At 70.6% G+C, this 16,337-nt stretch carries 17 protein-coding genes; 9 read left to right on the forward strand and 8 right to left on the reverse strand.

Annotated features, from left to right (window positions below; translation table 11 throughout):
• Positions 1–14: 14 nt before the first annotated feature.
• Entirely contained in the window at positions 15–752 is a 738-nt protein-coding gene (locus F9C11_RS15070) for an alpha/beta fold hydrolase (RefSeq protein ID WP_409185490.1), read from the forward strand.
• On the opposite strand, the gene F9C11_RS15075 is transcribed toward F9C11_RS15070, so the two are convergent.
• The gene (locus F9C11_RS15075; protein ID WP_409185491.1) at positions 745–1,575 is read right to left on the reverse strand and encodes a phosphotransferase enzyme family protein; all 831 of its coding nucleotides are present in this window, start codon (positions 1,573–1,575) and stop codon (positions 745–747) included. The genes F9C11_RS15070 and F9C11_RS15075 overlap by 8 nt on opposite strands.
• A gap of 135 nt (positions 1,576–1,710) precedes the next feature.
• Between F9C11_RS15075 and ctaD the strand changes: the two genes are divergently transcribed.
• Positions 1,711–3,483: a cytochrome c oxidase subunit I gene (gene ctaD, locus F9C11_RS15080; RefSeq protein WP_182891010.1), complete on the forward strand. Its 1,773-nt coding sequence runs from the start codon at positions 1,711–1,713 to the stop codon at positions 3,481–3,483.
• A 256-nt stretch (positions 3,484–3,739) separates the two neighbouring features.
• Here ctaD and F9C11_RS15085 read toward each other — a convergent pair whose 3' ends face one another.
• A complete protein-coding gene (locus tag F9C11_RS15085) occupies positions 3,740–4,933 on the reverse strand; it encodes a cytochrome P450 (RefSeq protein ID WP_409185492.1) in 1,194 nt (397 codons plus the stop codon).
• 234 nt (positions 4,934–5,167) lie between these two features.
• Here F9C11_RS15085 and serB point away from each other — a divergent pair, with 234 nt between their 5' ends.
• Genes serB through F9C11_RS15100 form a run of 3 tightly spaced genes read left to right on the forward strand, consistent with a single transcriptional unit; the run spans position 5,168 to position 7,623 of the window.
• Positions 5,168–6,397, forward strand: a complete 1,230-nt coding sequence (gene serB, locus F9C11_RS15090; protein ID WP_409185493.1) for a phosphoserine phosphatase SerB — start codon at positions 5,168–5,170, stop codon at positions 6,395–6,397.
• Positions 6,394–7,167: a peptidyl-tRNA hydrolase gene (locus tag F9C11_RS15095; protein ID WP_409185494.1), complete on the forward strand. Its 774-nt coding sequence runs from the start codon at positions 6,394–6,396 to the stop codon at positions 7,165–7,167. Before serB ends, F9C11_RS15095 begins: the two co-directional genes overlap by 4 nt.
• 51 nt (positions 7,168–7,218) lie before the next feature.
• Positions 7,219–7,623 carry an OsmC family protein gene (locus F9C11_RS15100; protein WP_409185495.1) on the forward strand — a complete coding sequence of 135 codons (405 nt, stop codon included), beginning with the start codon at positions 7,219–7,221 and terminating at the stop codon, positions 7,621–7,623.
• Positions 7,624–8,102: 479 nt separating this feature from the next.
• Here F9C11_RS15100 and F9C11_RS15105 read toward each other — a convergent pair whose 3' ends face one another.
• From F9C11_RS15105 to F9C11_RS15115, 3 genes are all read right to left on the reverse strand, one after another.
• Positions 8,103–8,435 (reverse strand): hypothetical protein, encoded by a 333-nt coding sequence (locus F9C11_RS15105; protein WP_037815281.1) that lies wholly within the window; start codon positions 8,433–8,435, stop codon positions 8,103–8,105.
• Between the two features lie 57 nt (positions 8,436–8,492).
• The gene (locus F9C11_RS15110; RefSeq protein WP_409185496.1) at positions 8,493–10,544 is read right to left on the reverse strand and encodes an ATP-dependent DNA helicase; all 2,052 of its coding nucleotides are present in this window, start codon (positions 10,542–10,544) and stop codon (positions 8,493–8,495) included.
• 91 nt (positions 10,545–10,635) lie between these two features.
• Complete coding sequence (locus F9C11_RS15115) at positions 10,636–11,226, reverse strand: biotin transporter BioY (RefSeq protein WP_409185497.1); 591 nt, start codon at positions 11,224–11,226, stop codon at positions 10,636–10,638.
• Positions 11,227–11,413: 187 nt separating this feature from the next.
• On the opposite strand from F9C11_RS15115, the gene F9C11_RS15120 reads away from it, so the two are divergent.
• Positions 11,414–12,070, forward strand: coding sequence for a choice-of-anchor P family protein (locus F9C11_RS15120; protein ID WP_409185498.1), 657 nt, complete (start codon positions 11,414–11,416; stop codon positions 12,068–12,070).
• Between the two features lie 32 nt (positions 12,071–12,102).
• Here F9C11_RS15120 and F9C11_RS15125 read toward each other — a convergent pair whose 3' ends face one another.
• Together F9C11_RS15125 and F9C11_RS15130 are read right to left on the reverse strand one after the other, a co-directional pair.
• Positions 12,103–12,678 (reverse strand): isochorismatase family protein, encoded by a 576-nt coding sequence (locus F9C11_RS15125; RefSeq protein ID WP_409185499.1) that lies wholly within the window; start codon positions 12,676–12,678, stop codon positions 12,103–12,105.
• A gap of 10 nt (positions 12,679–12,688) precedes the next feature.
• A complete protein-coding gene (locus F9C11_RS15130) occupies positions 12,689–13,993 on the reverse strand; it encodes a nicotinate phosphoribosyltransferase (RefSeq protein ID WP_409185500.1) in 1,305 nt (434 codons plus the stop codon).
• A gap of 74 nt (positions 13,994–14,067) precedes the next feature.
• On the opposite strand from F9C11_RS15130, the gene clpS reads away from it, so the two are divergent.
• Genes clpS through F9C11_RS15145 form a run of 3 tightly spaced genes read left to right on the forward strand, consistent with a single transcriptional unit; the run spans position 14,068 to position 15,934 of the window.
• Entirely contained in the window at positions 14,068–14,367 is a 300-nt protein-coding gene (gene clpS / locus F9C11_RS15135) for an ATP-dependent Clp protease adapter ClpS (protein WP_037718267.1), read from the forward strand.
• A complete protein-coding gene (locus F9C11_RS15140) occupies positions 14,364–14,921 on the forward strand; it encodes a DUF2017 domain-containing protein (protein ID WP_037715369.1) in 558 nt (185 codons plus the stop codon). Before clpS ends, F9C11_RS15140 begins: the two co-directional genes overlap by 4 nt.
• Positions 14,882–15,934: a P1 family peptidase gene (locus tag F9C11_RS15145; protein WP_409185501.1), complete on the forward strand. Its 1,053-nt coding sequence runs from the start codon at positions 14,882–14,884 to the stop codon at positions 15,932–15,934. Before F9C11_RS15140 ends, F9C11_RS15145 begins: the two co-directional genes overlap by 40 nt.
• Here the strand turns inward: F9C11_RS15145 and F9C11_RS15150 are convergent.
• The gene (locus tag F9C11_RS15150) at positions 15,918–16,289 is read right to left on the reverse strand and encodes a hypothetical protein (protein ID WP_409185502.1); all 372 of its coding nucleotides are present in this window, start codon (positions 16,287–16,289) and stop codon (positions 15,918–15,920) included. The genes F9C11_RS15145 and F9C11_RS15150 overlap by 17 nt on opposite strands.
• Between the last annotated feature and the right edge of the window lie 48 nt (positions 16,290–16,337).

Raw genomic sequence — 16,337 nt, forward strand, 5'->3', positions numbered from 1 at the left:
CGACAATCTCCGCCATGACCGAACTGCCGTTGGTGCTCCTGCACGCCTTCCCGCTCGACGCCCGCATGTGGGACCCGGTCCGCGCGCCGCTCGCGGAACGCTTCCGGGTCATCACGCCCGACCAGCGCGGCCTCGGCCGGAGCCCGCTGCCGGAAGCCGACGCCGAGCCGGATCTGGCCGACGCCGCCCGGGACGTCGTCGCGCTCCTCGACAAGCTCGAACTCGATCAGGTGATTCTCGGCGGCTGTTCGATGGGCGGCTACCTCGCGATGGCCCTCCTGCGGCAGGCATCCGAACGCGTCGGCGGGCTGATCCTCATCGACACCAAGGCCACCGCGGACACTCCCGAAGCCGCGCAGACCCGGCTCGACGTCGCGAACCGCACCGAAACCGAGGGCGTCAAAGGCTGGCTGGCCGACGGGAACCTGCCGAACCTTCTCGCCGACACCGCGTCCGCCGACGTTCGTGCGCGCGTGCGCGAATTGATCGACGCGCAGCCGCCGTCCGGGGTCGCGTGGGCCGCGCGGGCTATCCGCAACCGGCCCGATTCCGTTGACCTGCTGCGCAAAATCGACGTCCCGGCGCTCGTCATCGTGGGGGAGCGCGACGCGCTCACGCCGCTCGACGCCGCCAACACCATGGTCGAGGCATTGCCCGACGCGACTCTCGCGGTGCTCCCGGACGTCGGGCACCTGACGCCGCTGGAAGACCCGGCAGGCGTGGTCGAAGCGATCCTCGGCTGGGTCAGCTGAAGTACTCGGCCGCTGCGGCGCGCGCTTCCGCCAGTCGGTGCGGGAAGCGCTGTGCGATCAGGAACCGCCACGCCACCGCGAAGAGCGAGCGAAGCTGCGTACACGTCTTAAGGACGGCTTCGTCCGCTTCGCCCGGATACGCGGCGAGGAACTCCGGACCGCCCTGTCGCGCGAGGATCGCCAGGTCCCATTCGAGCGGTCCGCGCCAGGTGTCCTCGAAATCGAGCCAGCACGGGCCGTCGGCGGTCTCGATGAGGTTGCCCGGATGCGCGTCGCCGTGCAGGGCCTGGACCGGGCCGGACGGCAACAGCGCGGCGAGCCGTTCGGTTTCCGCGCGGATCCGGCCGGCGAAGCCGTCCAGCAGCGAACCGCTGCGGGCGACGGTGTCCAGCAGTTCGCCGACCGGGCCGCGAGACGGCAGCTCGCCGGGGTAGTCGCGCAACGCGGCGTGGACGCGGGCGAGGGAGCGGGCGGTCTCGTCCGGCCCGTGCCGATGGTCCGGATCGTGCGGGGTCCAGTGCCAGAGCGTGACCGGCAATCCCCCGGCGAAATGCGGTCCGGCCGGGGGATCCGAGGCCGGTGAGACGACGCGCACACCACGTTCGGCGAGGTAGGCCGAAAGGGCGACGTCGCGCTCCAGCCACCCGGTCGCGTCCGGCCGCAGCAACCGGGTGGTGGCCGGGACCCTCGCCACGACCGGACCCATCCTCACCAGCACGTTCGACCGCTCGTGCAGCACCTCGGCCGAGCCGGTCGCGAGGCCGAACCGGCAGCCGACGGCGAGCGCGGACGAGACCGCCGCGGCGCGGTACGGGTCGGTCATGCGGTGATCTAAGCAGCCGGTGCGAGCGACTGTCGGTACCGAGGGCTACGATCCCCCTATCCGCCCGGATCAGGCCCGCCTGAGCCCGAGCGCCCCGAAGTTGACCACCACAAGGCTGCAGTGTTGGAGGCAGGAGTGACGGCCGTAGCCCCCAAGCCGATCGCAACGCGCCCGTATCCCGCGCGCGAGACGGCAAAGGGTTCGTACCTGCTGCGGTTGTTCCGCACGACGGACCACAAGCAGATCGGGATCATGTATCTGGTCTCGTCGTTCGCCTTCTTCATGATCGGCGGCGCGATGGCCATGCTCATCCGGACGGAGCTCGCCCAGCCGGGGCAGCAGTTCCTGTCGCAGGAGCAGTACAACCAGCTGTTCACCATGCACGGCACGGTGATGCTGCTGCTGTACGCGACGCCGAGCCTGTTCGGGTTCGCGAACTTCATCCTGCCGCTGCAGATCGGCTCGCCCGACGTGGCGTTCCCGCGGCTGAACGCGTTCTCCTACTGGCTGTTCCTGTTCGGCAGCCTGATCGTGCTGTCCGGCTTCCTGACGCCCGGCGGGGCCGCCGACTTCGGCTGGTTCGCCTACACGCCGCTCTCGGACGCCATCCACTCGCCCGGCGTCGGAGCCGACCTGTGGATCGCCGGCCTGGCGGTGTCCGGTCTCGGCACCATCCTCGGCGCGGTCAACATGATCACCACGGTGGTCTGCCTGCGCGCGCCGGGCATGACGATGTACCGGATGCCGATCTTCACCTGGAACATCCTGATCACGAGCATCCTGATCCTGCTCGCGTTCCCGATCCTCACCGCGGCCCTGTTCGGCCTGATGGCGGACCGGCACCTCGGCGCCCACGTGTTCGACCCGGCCAACGGCGGGGTGATCCTGTGGCAGCACCTGTTCTGGTTCTTCGGCCACCCAGAGGTCTACATCGTCGCGCTGCCGTTCTTCGGGATCGTGTCGGAGATCTTCCCGGTCTTCAGCCGCAAGCCGGTGTTCGGCTACAAGGGCCTGGTGTTCGCGACGCTGTCGATCGCGGCGCTGTCGGTGGCGGTGTGGGCGCATCACATGTACGCGACCGGCGCGGTCCTGCTGCCGTTCTTCTCCTTCATGACGTTCCTCATCGCGGTCCCGACCGGCGTGAAGTTCTTCAACTGGATCGGCACGATGTGGAAGGGCCAGCTGTCCTTCGAGACGCCGATGATCTTCTCGATGGGCTTCATCGTCACGTTCCTCTTCGGCGGTCTGACCGGCATCATGCTGGCCGCTCCGGCGATCGACTTCCACGTGTCGGACAGCTACTTCGTGGTGGCGCACTTCCACTACGTCCTCTACGGCACGATCGTGTTCGCGACCTTCGCCGGGATCTACTTCTGGTTCCCGAAGATCACCGGCCGGATGATGGACGAGAAGCTCGGGAAGTGGCACTTCTGGACCACGTTCATCGGCTTCCACACCACGTTCCTGGTGCAGCACTGGCTGGGCGCGGAAGGCATGCCGCGGCGCTACGCGGACTACCTGGCCAGCGACGGGTTCACCACGCTGAACACGATCTCCACGATCGGCGCGTACATCCTCGGCGCGTCCACGCTGCCGTTCATCTGGAACGTGTTCAAGAGCTACCGGTACGGCGAGATCGTCACGGTCGACGACCCGTGGGGCTACGGCAACTCGCTCGAGTGGGCCACGTCCTGCCCGCCGCCGCGGCACAACTTCACCGAACTGCCCCGGATCCGCTCCGAGCGTCCGGCGTTCGAGCTGCACTACCCGCACATGGTCGAACGCCTCCACGCGGAAGGCGAGATCGGCTTCTTCGGCAAGGCCAAGCACGTCGGGGCCCCGTCGCAGAAGCTGGTGGACGCGACCATGCCGGGCGACCACAGCAAGGACAACGCGAGCGAGCAGTAACCAGCCGCTCGAAGATTTTCCCGGCGCGTGCCCGGTCGAGGTTTCTCTCGGCCGGGCACGCGCCGTTTTCGCGCCTGGAGCGAGGAGATCCGCGACCCGAAGCTGTCGGCGAAGAATCCGAAGATCCGGAGTCCGGGGCGGGAAGGTCCCGTCGCCAGCCTGATGGGTCACTACGGCCGAGGCACCTCGAATCAGCTCGGCGCACCCTCCGCCGGCGGCCAACTCCGCGGCTGCTCCGGAGCGAGAACCCTGCCCGTCACCAGCTAACCGGCATCCGGCGCGGCCCGCGTACCGGCATGTTGACCTTCCACTCGATCTCTCCGGCGATCCGCAGTCCCGGCAGCTTGCTCAGCAGCGCGCGCAGGCTTTCCTGCAGCTCGACCCTGGCGAGGTTCGCGCCGAGGCAGTGATGCACTCCGTGCCCGAAACCCAGGTGCGAGGCTCCCTTCCGGTCGAAGCGCAGCACATCGGGATTCTCGAACTGCCGGGGATCCCGGTTGGCCGAGGCGAAGTCGGACACCACCGGCTCGCCCGCGCGCACCAGCGAACCACCCACCTCGACGTCCTCCGTCGCATAGCGAGGAAAGCCCTGCCAGTGGCTCAGCGGGATGAACCGCGTCAGCTCCTCGACCGCGGCCGGCATCAGGCTGAGGTCGGCCCGCAGCTCGGCCAGCCGTTCGGGGTGCTCCAGGAGGACGAAGACCGAGCTGGCGATCAGGGACGCGGAGGTTTCGTGGCCGGCCACCAGAAGCCCGTCGCACAAATCGATCAGCTCCGCCTCGGAGAGCCTGTCGTGCTCGTTGCGGGACTCGACCAACGCGGTCATCAGGTCGTCGGCGGGCTCCGCGCGCCGGGCGGCGATGAGCCCGCTCATGTACTCCTGGAGTTCCGCTTCGTTGGCCTCGTACTCCTGAGCGGTGGTCTCGCTCGTGGACAGGAGCCGGTCGCTCCAGACCCGGAACTTCGGCCAGTCGGCCACGGGCACGCCGAGCAGCTCGCAGATCACCGCCACCGGCAGCGGCAACGCGAGATGTTCCACCAGGTCCGCCGGTCTGCCGCCGGCCACCATCGCGTCTACGAGGTCCTCGGCCAGCTGTCTGACCCGTCCGCGCAACTGCTGCACTCTGTTCTGGGTGAAGGCTTTGGCCACGAGCTTGCGCAGCCGGCTGTGTTCCGGCGGATCCATCATGATGATCCCGCCGTCCAGCTTGTGCGGCGTCATCCTCGGCACGTCGGCGTCGAGGGCCATGGCCCGGCTGAACCGCTGGTCGCCGAAGACCAGGCGAACGTCGTCGTAGCGAGCGGCCAGCCACGCCGGCTCGCCGTAGGGCAGCTTGATCCGGATCATCCCTGGAGCGTCGCGCGCCTCCTCGTAGGCCGGGTGGAGGGCGACTCCCTCGGCCGAGCCGAAGGGATAGCTGACGGGTTCGATCTGCAAGTTGCTGGTCATCCTTCGTGTGTATCGAGACAGTTGGGAGGAGAGCACCCCTAACCGGACGTCGGGGCGGGGTCGACAGCGCGCGGGACGTCGACCGGCGAGGGCTCTCGTCGCCCGTTCGTGGCACCGGCGGTGTGAAGCGCGGCACGGGGGCGTTCTGCCCGCCGCCGCAGGAGGCCAGACTGGGCGTGCCGACTCGCCGTGGCCTAAGCGTCGGTGCCGAGACGAACGAGGGATACCGAACCAGTGAGCCAGACTCCCGTCCTCATCACCACGACCGGTCCGGACAAGCCCGGGGTCTCGTCCGTGCTGTTCGCCGTGCTCACGCGGCACGACGTGGACGTGCTCGACATCGAGCAGGTGGTCATCCGAGGGCAGCTCGTGCTCGGCGTGCTCGCCGGCGTGTACCGCGATCCGGAGGGGCTCCAGGAGTCCGTCGAGCAGGCGATGGCGACCGTCGGCATGGAGGTCGAGGTGCGGATCGGCGACGCGATCGGCGCGGATCCGTTCGCGCTCGGCCGGCGCGATTCGTCGCACGTGCTCGTCTTGCTGGGGCGTCCGGTGACCGCGCGGGCGTTCTCCGAGATCGCGCGGCGGCTGGCGGGCGTCGGGGCGAACATCGACTCGATCCGCAGCGTCGCCGACTACCCGGTGACCGGGCTCGAACTGTACGTCTCGGTCCGCGAAGACACCGACGAGACAGACGCCGAACTCCGGTCCATGCTGGCCGACGCGGCGTCCGAGGCCAACGTCGACGTCGCCGTCGAGCGCGCGGGCATCACGCGCCGGGCGAAGCGGTTGGTGGTCTTCGACGTCGATTCGACGCTCGTGCAGGGCGAGGTCATCGAGATGCTCGGCGCGTACGCCGGGGTCGAGGAGCAGGTCCGCGAGATCACCGAGGCGGCGATGCGCGGCGAGCTGAACTTCGCCGAGTCGCTGGAGCGGCGCGTTTCGCTGCTGGCCGGGCTGCCCGCGAGCGTGATGGACGAGGTCGCGGCGAAGCTGGAGCTGACCCCCGGGGCCCGCACGACCGTCCGCACGCTGAAGCGGATGGGGTTCCGCTGCGGTGTCGTCTCCGGCGGATTCACCCAGGTCATCGACCATCTCGTGGACGACCTCGGCCTCGACTTCGCGGCGGCCAACGAACTGGAAGTCGTCGACGGCAAGCTCACCGGCCGCGTGGTCGGCGACATCGTGGACCGTGCGGGCAAGGCGACCGCGCTGCGCCGGTTCGCCGGGGAGTACGGGATCCCGCTGGGCGCGTGCGTCGCGGTCGGCGACGGGGCCAACGACATCGACATGCTGGCCGCGGCGGGCATGGGCGTCGCGTTCAACGCGAAGCCCGCTCTGCGCGAGGTCGCCGACACCGCCCTGTCCCACCCGTACCTGGACGCGGTGCTGTTCGTCCTCGGCGTCACGCGCGCCGAGGTCGAGGCAGCCGACGCCGCCGACGGACTAGAACTGGCCCGCCCGTGAACCCGCTGCTCGAACCCCTGCGCAGTCGTTACGCCTCGTGGCTCGGTCTGCCCGCCGAGGACACCTCGGACACGTCCGACGAGAACCCGGACGAGGTCCGCGCGATGCCGGTCATCCTGCGCATCGAACGAGCCGAACCGCCCGGCCGCACCACGCTGCTCGAAGCGGCGGCCGCGGCGGCGCTGGCGGTGTGTCTTGACGAACGCGCCGAGCCCGGCGGCGAATGGGCCGAACCGGTGCACGCGTGGCTCGACAACCGCATCCGGAAGGTCGCGCGCCGGGCTCGCGGCGCGCACTGGCAGGCGGTGCTCGACCAGCCGGGAATCACTGTCGAGGTCGACGGCGCGCAGGCGCGGGCGCTCGTGCCCGGGCTGGTCAAGGAGGCTCCGAAAGAGGTCTCGCGGTTGCAGATCTCCGGCAGCGAACTGCCCGCCGACACCCCCGGCCCGGCCCCGGCGGACGTTCCGCTGCTGATGCTGAACCCGGACGTCCCGATGACCGTCGGCAAGGCGTCCGCGCAGGTCGGGCACGCCACGATGATCCTCGCGTCGCTGCTGCCGGACGACGAACTGGCGGCGTGGGCGGCGAAGGACTACCGAGTCGCGGTCCGCACGCCCAGCCCGGCCCGGTGGAAGGAGCTGTGCCCGGTCGACGACCCGGAGGCGGGCTGGCGGGACAACCGAGTCATCGCTGTCCGCGATGCGGGATTCACCGAGGTCGACCCCGGCACGATCACCGTGCTGGCACAGCAGCCCGGAACATCGGCGTGACCCGCGCGGTTGGGCCAATGCAGTGACCCGACGGGCGGAAAGGCGTCTCGGATGACCTTGGAAGTACAGCGCGAAGGCACGCACAGTTTCGTGGGCCGCAACGAGCGCGGCGCGGAGGTGCGATTGGGCCGGGCCGGCGCGGAGGGCGCGTTCTCCCCGGCGGAACTCCTGCAGATCGCGGCGGCGGGCTGCTCCGCGGTGACGGCGGAGCAGCTGATCACGCGCCGGGTGGGCGAGGATTCGAAATTCCGGGTCGCGGTGACCGCCGACCGGCGCGAGGGAGCATCGGAACTGGACGCGGTGCACGTCGCGTTCGACGTCGACGTCTCGGCCCTGGACGAGGACCAGCGAGAAGCCCTGGCGGGCGCGGTGGACCGGGCGATCGAGCGGCTGTGCACGGTGAGCCGGACGCTGAAGAAGGGCATTCCGGTTACGGAGACCTTCCCGACCGCTTGAGTTCTCGCTGCGGGGTGCGAGCCGCCGATCCGGGGCCGGGGGCGGTTTGTGGTGAAGCTGCGGAGCGGCGGCCTCGGTGTGCGGTAGGGCTGCTGCGCGGCGGTGGCGGAGTCGCTGTGGCGGCTGTTCCGTCGCCGGGCTGCCAGGCTGCGGTGCGAGGTGGTGCGCGGGCCGCCGATCCAGTCGGCGGGCGACGTTAGCGGCGGGGCTGCGGAGCGGCAATGGCGGCGGGTGGTTCTTGCGGTGGCGGGCGTTTCATCGTCGGTTGCCGGGTTGCCGGGGTCTCTCGCAAGCGGAGCCGCGTAGCGGACTTGTGAAGCGGTCGCCAGACCGCGCCGAACGAGACCGGCGGGCACCCCACGCCGCTGCCAACTCGCCCCCATCGAACCGAACAGCAGCGCGCGTCCGCGAACCCTTGTCCGCCAAGGCTTTCCAGCCGGATAGTGGTCAGCGACCCGGCACTGTCGAACGAGCCCGGCTCAGCTTTGCCACACCACGTACGCCTGGTCGGCGTCCGTGGTCATCGCCTCGATGAACTTCTCGTTGTCGAACCCCGGCAAGGTCTGCAGGCGTTCGATGAGGGCGTCCGCGGCCGGGTCGCCGCTGGGGACTGCGGTGCCTTTGCCGTCGTTGCCGACCAGCATGAAGAAGACGTCTTCGTTCCAGGGGCCGTCCGGGATGACTCTCACCATGACCGATTGCAGGTCCGACCACGTCACAGCTTCTTCGCTGCCATCGGCGAGCCGGCGCCGGACCCCGGTGTCGTCAACACTGACGGTCCGGGATTGGGCGCTGGACGAATCCTGGGTCAACGGTGCTCCCTGTCGTGTTCGTTCCACTCACCGTACCCGCCTGTCCGGTTCGCTCGGTCAGGCGGGCGCGGCGGCGTCGAGTCGCTTCAGCGCGGCGCGGGCGACTTGCGGATCTGTGGTCGGCCAGAACGGCGGCAGCGACGCGCGCAGGAAACCGCCGTAGCGGGCGGTGGCCAGGCGGGAGTCCAGCACCGCCACTACGCCGCGGTCGGTGACTGAGCGGTGCAGGCGGCCGGTGCCCTGGGCCAGCAACAACGCCGCGTGGGTCGCGGCGACGGTGAGGAATCCGTTGCCGCCCCGGGCTTCCACCGCGCGTTGGCGAGCCGACGACACCGGGTCGTCCGGGCGGGGGAACGGGATCCGGTCCACCACCACGAGCTGCAGCGACGGCCCGGGCACGTCCACGCCCTGCCACAGCGTCAGCGTGCCGAACAGGCAGGTGCGCGCGTCTTCGGCGAACTGCCGCACCAGCAACGGTGTCGCGTCGTCGCCCTGGCAGAGGATCGGGTAATCGAGCCGTTCCCGCATGGCTTCCGCGGCCTGTTTCGCCGCGCGCATCGAGGAGAACAGGCCCAGCGTCCGGCCGCCCGCGGCTTCGACCAGTTCGGCCAGTTCGTCCATTGTGGACTCGGCGAGCCCGTCGCGGCCCGGCGGCGGCAGGTGTTTGGCGAGGTAGAGGATGCCGTTGCGGCGATGGTCGAACGGCGAACCGACGTCCAAGCCGGTCCACTTCGGGCCGGTCTCCTCGTCCGACGGCGCTTCCTTGTCGGTGGCCGTGCCCGGCGACTTCACCACGCGCGCGCCGCTCGGCGGGAGGCCCCATTGCCGTGCCATGGTGTCGAATTCGCCGCCGAGGGTGAGCGTCGCGGAGGTCAGCACGGTGGTGTGCTGGTTGAACACGCGCTCCCGCAACAACCCGGCGACACCGAGCGGAGCGACCTTCAACGCGGGCGGGCGCGGGTTCGCCGAGTACTTGTCTCCGGTCACCCAGACGACGTCGCGCTGGTGCGCCAGATCCTCGTCGTACGCGTCGAGCAGCCGAACCGCGGTGTCGTGCACTTCCTCGAGCAGCGACCGCGCCAGCTTGCGCGCGGTGGCTTCGCCGACGTCTTCCTTGCGATCCGACCCCAGCGCGGTGAGGCATTCCTTCGCCGCGTCGCGCACCGCCGGGATCGCGCCCTGCAACGGACGGGGCAGCGCGTCGAGCCTTCCGGCCGGGATGTCGTCGAGGATCAGCGCGAGCCCGTCCGACGACTCCAGCAGCCGGTCCGCGATTCCCGCGTCGATCAGCTTGCCGCAGCGGCGCGCGGCGGCCGACACCATGGCGCTGGTGAGTTCGCCGGTCGCGACCGAGGTGACCCGGTCGACCAGGTCGTGCGCCTCGTCGATGATCACCAGGTCGTGGTCCGGCAGCACCTGATAGCCCTGCAGCGCGTCGATGGCCAGCAGCGCGTGGTTGGTGACCACGACGTCGGCTTTGCCGGCCTCGGCTCGCGCGCGTTCGGCGAAACAATCGGTGCCGACCGGGCACTTCGCGGCCCCGAGGCATTCCCTCGCGGTGACCGAAACCTGCCGCCACGCCTGATCGGACACGCCGGGCACCAGCTCGTCGCGGTCGCCGGTTTCGGTGTCCGACACCCACTCGTGCAGCCGCGTGACTTCCTTGCCGAGGCGGGACACCGCGAACGGGTCGAACAGCTGCGCGTCCTCGGGCTCGTCGGCCGGACCGGTGTCGAGCCGGTGCAGGCACAGGTAGTTGCGGCGGCCCTTGAGGATCGCGAAGGTCGGTTCGCGCCCGAGCGGCTTCTTGAGCGCCTTCGCCAGGCGCGGGAGATCGCGGTCGACCAGCTGGCGCTGCAACGCGATGGTGGCCGTGGAGACGACGACGGTGGTGTCTTTCTCCACCGCGTGCCGGATCGCGGGCACCAGGTACGCCAGCGATTTGCCGGTGCCCGTTCCCGCTTGCACGGCGAGGTGTTCGCCGGTGCGGATGGCGTGGCCGACGGCATCGGCCATCTTCACCTGGCCGGGGCGTTCAGCGCCGCCGACGGACTCCACCGCGTGGGTGAGGAGTTCGAGGACGCCGGGGAAATCGGTTCGGGCGGGCACAGCGAGACACGATAGCCGCCAGGTACGACAGGATCTTCGATCCGGCGCGAACGGACCCCTCGCGCCGGACCGAAGATCCCGGAAATCCGGCTCAGTCTTCCTTGCGGAACCGCGAAACCGCGGCCCACGCGAGCGGCAGCACCCCGGCCGCGACCACGGTCTTCAGCACGTCGCCGACGAGAAACGGCGTGACGCCCTTGTCGAACGCGGTGGCGAGATCGAATCCGGTGGCGGCCATCAGCCACGGCACGCCGAAGGCGTAGATCACGACATTGCCGAGCACCATGGTCCCCGCCGTGCGCAGCGGAGTGCGGTCGCCGCCGCGGCGGGCGAGCGCGCCCACGACCGCGCCGGCGGCCACGAACCCGACGATGTAACCCGCCGAGGCGCCGGACAGCCCGGAGGTGCCGCCCTGGAACCACGGCACGCCGGCCGCGCCGACGAGCAAGTACAGCAGCAGCGAGGCGGCGCCGCGGCGCATGCCGAGCGTCGCGCCGACGAGCAGCGCGGCGAAAGTCTGGCCGGTCATCGGAACCGGCGTGCCCGGAATCGGGATGATCAGCTGCGCGGCCGCGCCGGTGAGCACGGCGCCGCCGGCGGCCAGCGCCAGGTCGCGCACCAGGGTGCCGGGCACGAGGTCGGCCAGCACCTGACGGCGGGCCGGGAGAGACAGTGACGACACGGGACCTCCAACCACGGAAAACGGACGTCCGGGCAGGTTATCGCCGAGGGACCGGACGGAACGAGACAAGTTGCGTTCCTCACCACCCCTGTCTCCCGCCACACGTCCGGGTGAGCTGCGACCGTCGACGTTTGGGACCCCCGCCGCGGCGCCGATGTCGAAGCACGGGCGAAGGGAGACAGGTCGAATGCGCGGACGGATCCTGCTGGTCACCGGGGTTTTCCTGGCTGCGGCTCCGACGGCGGCGCACGCCGATCCGCCGACGTCCACCGGCTGGGGTTCCGCGGGCAGCCTCGACGTCATGGTGGACAACGAGCACGTGGTCACCGGGGAACTGGCGCGTTGCGACGCCGACGGCCCGGCTTCCGCGCGCACCGCCGGCGGCGCGGCGGGCGAGGTCGCGATGTTCGGCTTCGGCGGAGCCACCTGCGAGCGGAACGGCCCGGTCGCCAAGGTGCAGACCGGCGGGCAGCGGTTCGAATCCGACCTGCTCACCCGGTACGGCGGGCCGGAGCTGAAGGTCCGCACGTACTCGGCAGGCTGCGCCACCACGACGGATTCGGGCAGCACCGGATCGATGTCGATCGGCGAGGTCTCCGGCTTCACCGTGCCGTCGTCGATCCCGGCGAACTACCGGATCACCATCCCCGGCGGCGCGGCGGGCACCGCGCTGGCCACGATCACGCTGAACGAGACCGTGACGCCGCAGCCCGCCGACGGCAGCCTGGTCACGCACGCGGTGCACGTGAAGCTGTTCCCGCAGGGCGGTCCGGCGAGCGGGGACATCTACCTCGGCACCGCGGCGTGCGATCCGTACGGCAAGGGCGGCGCGCCGGCCTCGTGAGCGGCAATGCCGGTTCTAACCGGGATTAACACTCACGAGGGCGGCAGGGCGGGCGTGCCGGTGTAGCGCACCCCCGCCTCGTCGAAGTCCTTCAGCGTCGCGTCCACCGTCGGCTGCGAACCGCCGACGGTCAGGTCCAGCAGCACCTGCACGTTGAACCCGGCCCGCGCGGCGTCGAGGGCGGTCGCGCGCACGCAGAAGTCGGTCGCGATGCCGACCACGTCGACGTCGGTCACCTCGTGCGCGCGAAGCCACTCCTCGAGCGTCTTGCCGTCGCCGGACTTGCCCTCGAAACCGGAGTACGCCGCGCTGTACTCGCCCTTCGAGAACACCGCCTCGACCGGCACCACGTCCAGCGCGTCGTGGAAGGACGCGCCCGCCGTGCCCGCGACGCAGTGCGGCGGCCAGCTGGTGTTGAAGTCGGGCGTGTCGCTGAAGTGGTCGCCCGGGTCGATGTGGTGGTCGCGGGTGGCGACGACGTGCGCGTAGCCGCCCTCGGCCATCCGCCGCGAGATGGCGGCCGCGGCGGCCGCCCCGCCCGGCAGGCCGAGCGAGCCTCCCTCGCAGAAGTCGTTCTGCACATCCACCACGATCAGCGCGGTTGTCATGGTCGGCTCCCTACAAAAAAGTCGTCGGTATCGCGGGCTCGCCGTGCGAGAGCTTGAGGCCCTCCCACGGCAGGCTCACCTGCGCGCGCCGCAAGCGGGCGCGCGCGTCGTCCAGCGTGGGCAGATCATCCACCGGCACGCCGCCGCGCACCAGGGGGATCTGCAGCTCGAGATCGTTCTCGCCGGGCTCCGGGCGGCCGCCGGCGGCGGTCCAGACCACTTCCTCGACCGCCGTGCCGGTGCTCCGGTGCCGGCGCAGCGCGTGCTTGCGCCCGCCGCGGGATTCCTTGTGCGCACTGCGTTTCGCGACCGGCCGTCCGTCGACCTCGACCAGCTTGTACACCATCCCGGCGGTCGGCGCGCCGGAACCGGTGACCACCGAGGTGCCGACGCCGTAGGCGTCCACCGGCTCCGCGCGCAGCGCCGCGATCGCGTGCTCGTCGAGGTCGCCGGACACCACGATCCGGGTGTCCTTCGCGCCGAGCGCGTCGAGCTGGTCGCGGGCCTTGCGGGCGAGCGGGCCGACGTCGCCGGAGTCGATCCGGATCGCGCCCAGCTCCGGTCCGGCGACGCGCACCGCCGCCTCGATGCCCGCGGTGATGTCGTAGGTGTCCACCAGGAGAGTGGTATCCGCACCCATTTTGCTGACCTGGGCGCGGAACGCGGCTTCCTCGCTGTCGTGCAGCAGCATGAACGCGTGCGCGACCGTGCCGCGGGTCGGGATCCCGTAGCGGCGGCCCGCTTCGAGATTCGACGTGGTGGCGAATCCTGCCAGGTAGGCGGCGCGCGCGGCGGCGACCGCGGCGTACTCGTGCGTGCGCCGTCCGCCCATCTCGATGATCGGCCTGCCGTGCGCCGCGCCGGACATCCGCGCCGCCGCGGACGCGATCGCGCTGTCGTGGTTGAGGATCGACAGCACCACCGTCTCCAGCACCACCGCTTCGGCGAAACTGCCGGTCACGGTGAGGATCGGCGAACCGGGGAAGTACAGGTCGCCTTCGCGGTAGCCGTCGATGTCGCCGCGGAATTCGTAGTCCGCCAGCCACGCCAGCGTTTCCGGGTCGACGACCGCGGTCTGCTCCAGCATGGCCAGTTCGGCGTCGGTGAACCGGAAGTCGGCGATCGCGTCGAGCACGCGCGCGGTGCCCGCGACGACGCCGTAGCGGCGGCCGTCGGGAAGCCGGCGCGCGAAGACTTCGAACACGCACGGCCGGTCGGCCGTCCCGTCCGCGAGCGCGCTCGCCAGCATGGTCAGCTCGTAGTGGTCGGTGAGCAGCGCCGTGCTGGCGCTGGTGACCGGCTCGGGGGAACCCATGGGAGCAGCCTATTCACTCACATGGACGGACCTGGCGCGGCGTACCGGGATGGCCCCGTGACACCATGGGGTGCATGTCCACGCCTGTCGCATCCGAACAGACGCAGGTCGATCCACTCGGGGCCGAGCTGGCCGAATCCGACCAGCCCTGGCGGACGATCGTCTGGAACGATCCGGTCAACCTGATGTCGTACGTGACGTACGTCTTCCAGAAGCTGTTCGGCTACAGCCGGGACCACGCCACGAAGCTGATGCTCGACGTGCACAACAAGGGCAGGGCGATCGTGTCGTCCGGTTCGAAGGAGAAGGTGGAGACCGACGTGGCGAAGCTGCACGCGGCGGGCCTGTGGGCGACCATGGAACAGCCCTCGTGAAGGCCTGGCGGCGCAAGGGGGACGCCATCCTCGCCGGGTTCGAGCAGCAGGAGGCCGCGGTGCTGCGCGGGCTGGTCGGGCAGCTCGAGGACATGCTCACCGCCCGGGCCGAGGAGGCCCCGCAGGACGAACTGGCCGAGCTGACCGGGATCCGCACCGGGCCCGCCGAATCGCCGGACGACCCGGTGCTGTCGCGGCTGCTGCCGGACTTCCACCGGCTCGACCCGGACAACCCGAGCCGCGAGGACCTCGATTCGGCGGCGGCGATGCGGTCGCTGCACGAGCCGGAGCTGCTGGAGAAGAAGGTCGGCGTCGCGAAGATCGTGCTCGACACGCTCCCGCGCGACGGCGGTTCGGTGAAGCTGACCTTCGAGCAGGCCGACGCCTGGCTCGGCGCGCTGAACGACGTCCGGCTGGCGCTCGGCACCGCGCTCGACGTCACCGAGGACATGCCCGACGAGCTGCCGGAAGACGACCCCCGCGCACCCCATCTCGGCGTCTACCATTGGCTGACATGGGTGCAGGAGACGCTGATCCAGGCGCTGACCGGCTGACCGGCGGGAAAATCACCGACGTCCCCGGCGTGCTCGTGGGCCATCACCAACGGCTCGGCGACGGCTGGGCTTCCGGAACCACTGTCGTGCTCGTCCCCGACGGCGCGACCGGCGCGGTCGATCAGCGGGGCGGCGCGCCCGGCACGCGCGAAACCAACCTGCTGGAGCCGGAAAACCTGGTGCAGCAGGTGAATGCGGTCTGTCTTTCCGGCGGAAGCGCGTACGGGCTCGCGGCGGCGGACGGCGTGATGCGGTGGCTTTCCGAGCGGAACTACGGGTTTCCCGTTGGCGCGCAGCCGTATGAGGTGGTGCCGATCGTGCCCGCCGCGGTGCTGTTCGACCTGCCGCGCAGCGCGTGGGGCAATCGGCCGGATGCCGATTTCGGTTACGCCGCTTGCGAAGCAGCCGGGGAAGCCGTCGCGATGGGCACCGTCGGCGCGGGCTCGGGCGCGGTGGTCGGGTCGCTGAAGGGCGGCATCGGAACGGCGAGCGAGGTCGTCGGAGACGTGACCGTCGGCGCGATCGCCGCGGTGAACGCGGCCGGCCAGGCGGTGGATTTCGCGACCGGACGGGCGTTCGCCGCTGATCACGAAGTCGACGGCGAGTTCGGTGTCCGCTGGCCGGATCGCCCCGGCGAGGCGCCGAGCCAGCGGACCGACCTGAACACCACGATTGGCGTAGTGGCTTGCGACGCGGCGCTGACGAAGGCCGAGGCACGCCGGTTGACGGTGGCCGCGCAGGACGGGCTGGCGCGCGCGGTGCGTCCGGCGCACTCGATGTTCGACGGCGACACCGTGTTCGCGCTGGCGACGGGCGCGCAGCAGCTGCCGGGGGAGCCCGGGTCGTTCGCGCTGGCGGCGCGAGCGGGTGCGCTGGACGCGCTCTGCGCGGCGGCGGCGCGGGTGTTCGCGCGGGCGATGGTGCACGGGCTGCTGTCCGCGACCTCCGCGGCCGGCGTCCCGGCTTATCGCGACGTGTGGCCGGAGGCGCTGGAGGTCAGAACGGGTCCTTAGGCAGGCAGTCCTCGCTCCGCTCGAGGTCGGCGGCGCGCACGACGGCCACGTACTCCTCGTCGATCTCCAGCACCAGGTCGCCGAACGACACGGTCGGCCCGAGCGAGGGATGGGTCTCCACCGGGCCCAGCTCGGTGGAACGCGGCAGCTGCGCCCACACCGAAACCGGCTTCCACCGGCGGAAAGCGCTGCAGGCGAGCACGGTGACGTGCCGGTCGGTGACCACGACGAGGAAGTTCCGGTGCGCGGCCATCATCGTGACCATCAGCGATGTGGCGGGGAACACGTACTGGACGACGTCCCCTTCGGCCAGCAGGCCACGGCAGCGTTCGCGGATCTTCGAGGACACCGGCATCCGGTAATTGTGCCCTGACCTGCGGTTGAGCGGTAGCTCTCACAGTGT

It is taken from the genome of Amycolatopsis sp. VS8301801F10, assembly GCF_046195355.1.
Taxonomy (GTDB): Bacteria; Actinomycetota; Actinomycetes; order Mycobacteriales; family Pseudonocardiaceae; genus Amycolatopsis.

What these genes read in the sequence shown, in the direction of transcription:
- F9C11_RS15070 (WP_409185490.1), top strand. Translation starts at nt 15, where the DNA reads ATGACCGAACTGCCGTTGGTGCTCCTGCACGCCTTCCCGCTCGACGCC.
- F9C11_RS15075 (WP_409185491.1), bottom strand. Translation starts at nt 1,575, where the DNA reads ATGACCGACCCGTACCGCGCCGCGGCGGTCTCGTCCGCGCTCGCCGTC.
- F9C11_RS15085 (WP_409185492.1), bottom strand. Translation starts at nt 4,933, where the DNA reads ATGACCAGCAACTTGCAGATCGAACCCGTCAGCTATCCCTTCGGCTCG.
- F9C11_RS15100 (WP_409185495.1), top strand. Translation starts at nt 7,219, where the DNA reads ATGACCTTGGAAGTACAGCGCGAAGGCACGCACAGTTTCGTGGGCCGC.
- F9C11_RS15120 (WP_409185498.1), top strand. Translation starts at nt 11,414, where the DNA reads ATGCGCGGACGGATCCTGCTGGTCACCGGGGTTTTCCTGGCTGCGGCT.
- F9C11_RS15125 (WP_409185499.1), bottom strand. Translation starts at nt 12,678, where the DNA reads ATGACAACCGCGCTGATCGTGGTGGATGTGCAGAACGACTTCTGCGAG.
- F9C11_RS15130 (WP_409185500.1), bottom strand. Translation starts at nt 13,993, where the DNA reads ATGGGTTCCCCCGAGCCGGTCACCAGCGCCAGCACGGCGCTGCTCACC.
- clpS (WP_037718267.1), top strand. Translation starts at nt 14,068, where the DNA reads ATGTCCACGCCTGTCGCATCCGAACAGACGCAGGTCGATCCACTCGGG.
- F9C11_RS15145 (WP_409185501.1), top strand. Translation starts at nt 14,882, where the DNA reads ATGGGTGCAGGAGACGCTGATCCAGGCGCTGACCGGCTGACCGGCGGG.
- F9C11_RS15150 (WP_409185502.1), bottom strand. Translation starts at nt 16,289, where the DNA reads ATGCCGGTGTCCTCGAAGATCCGCGAACGCTGCCGTGGCCTGCTGGCC.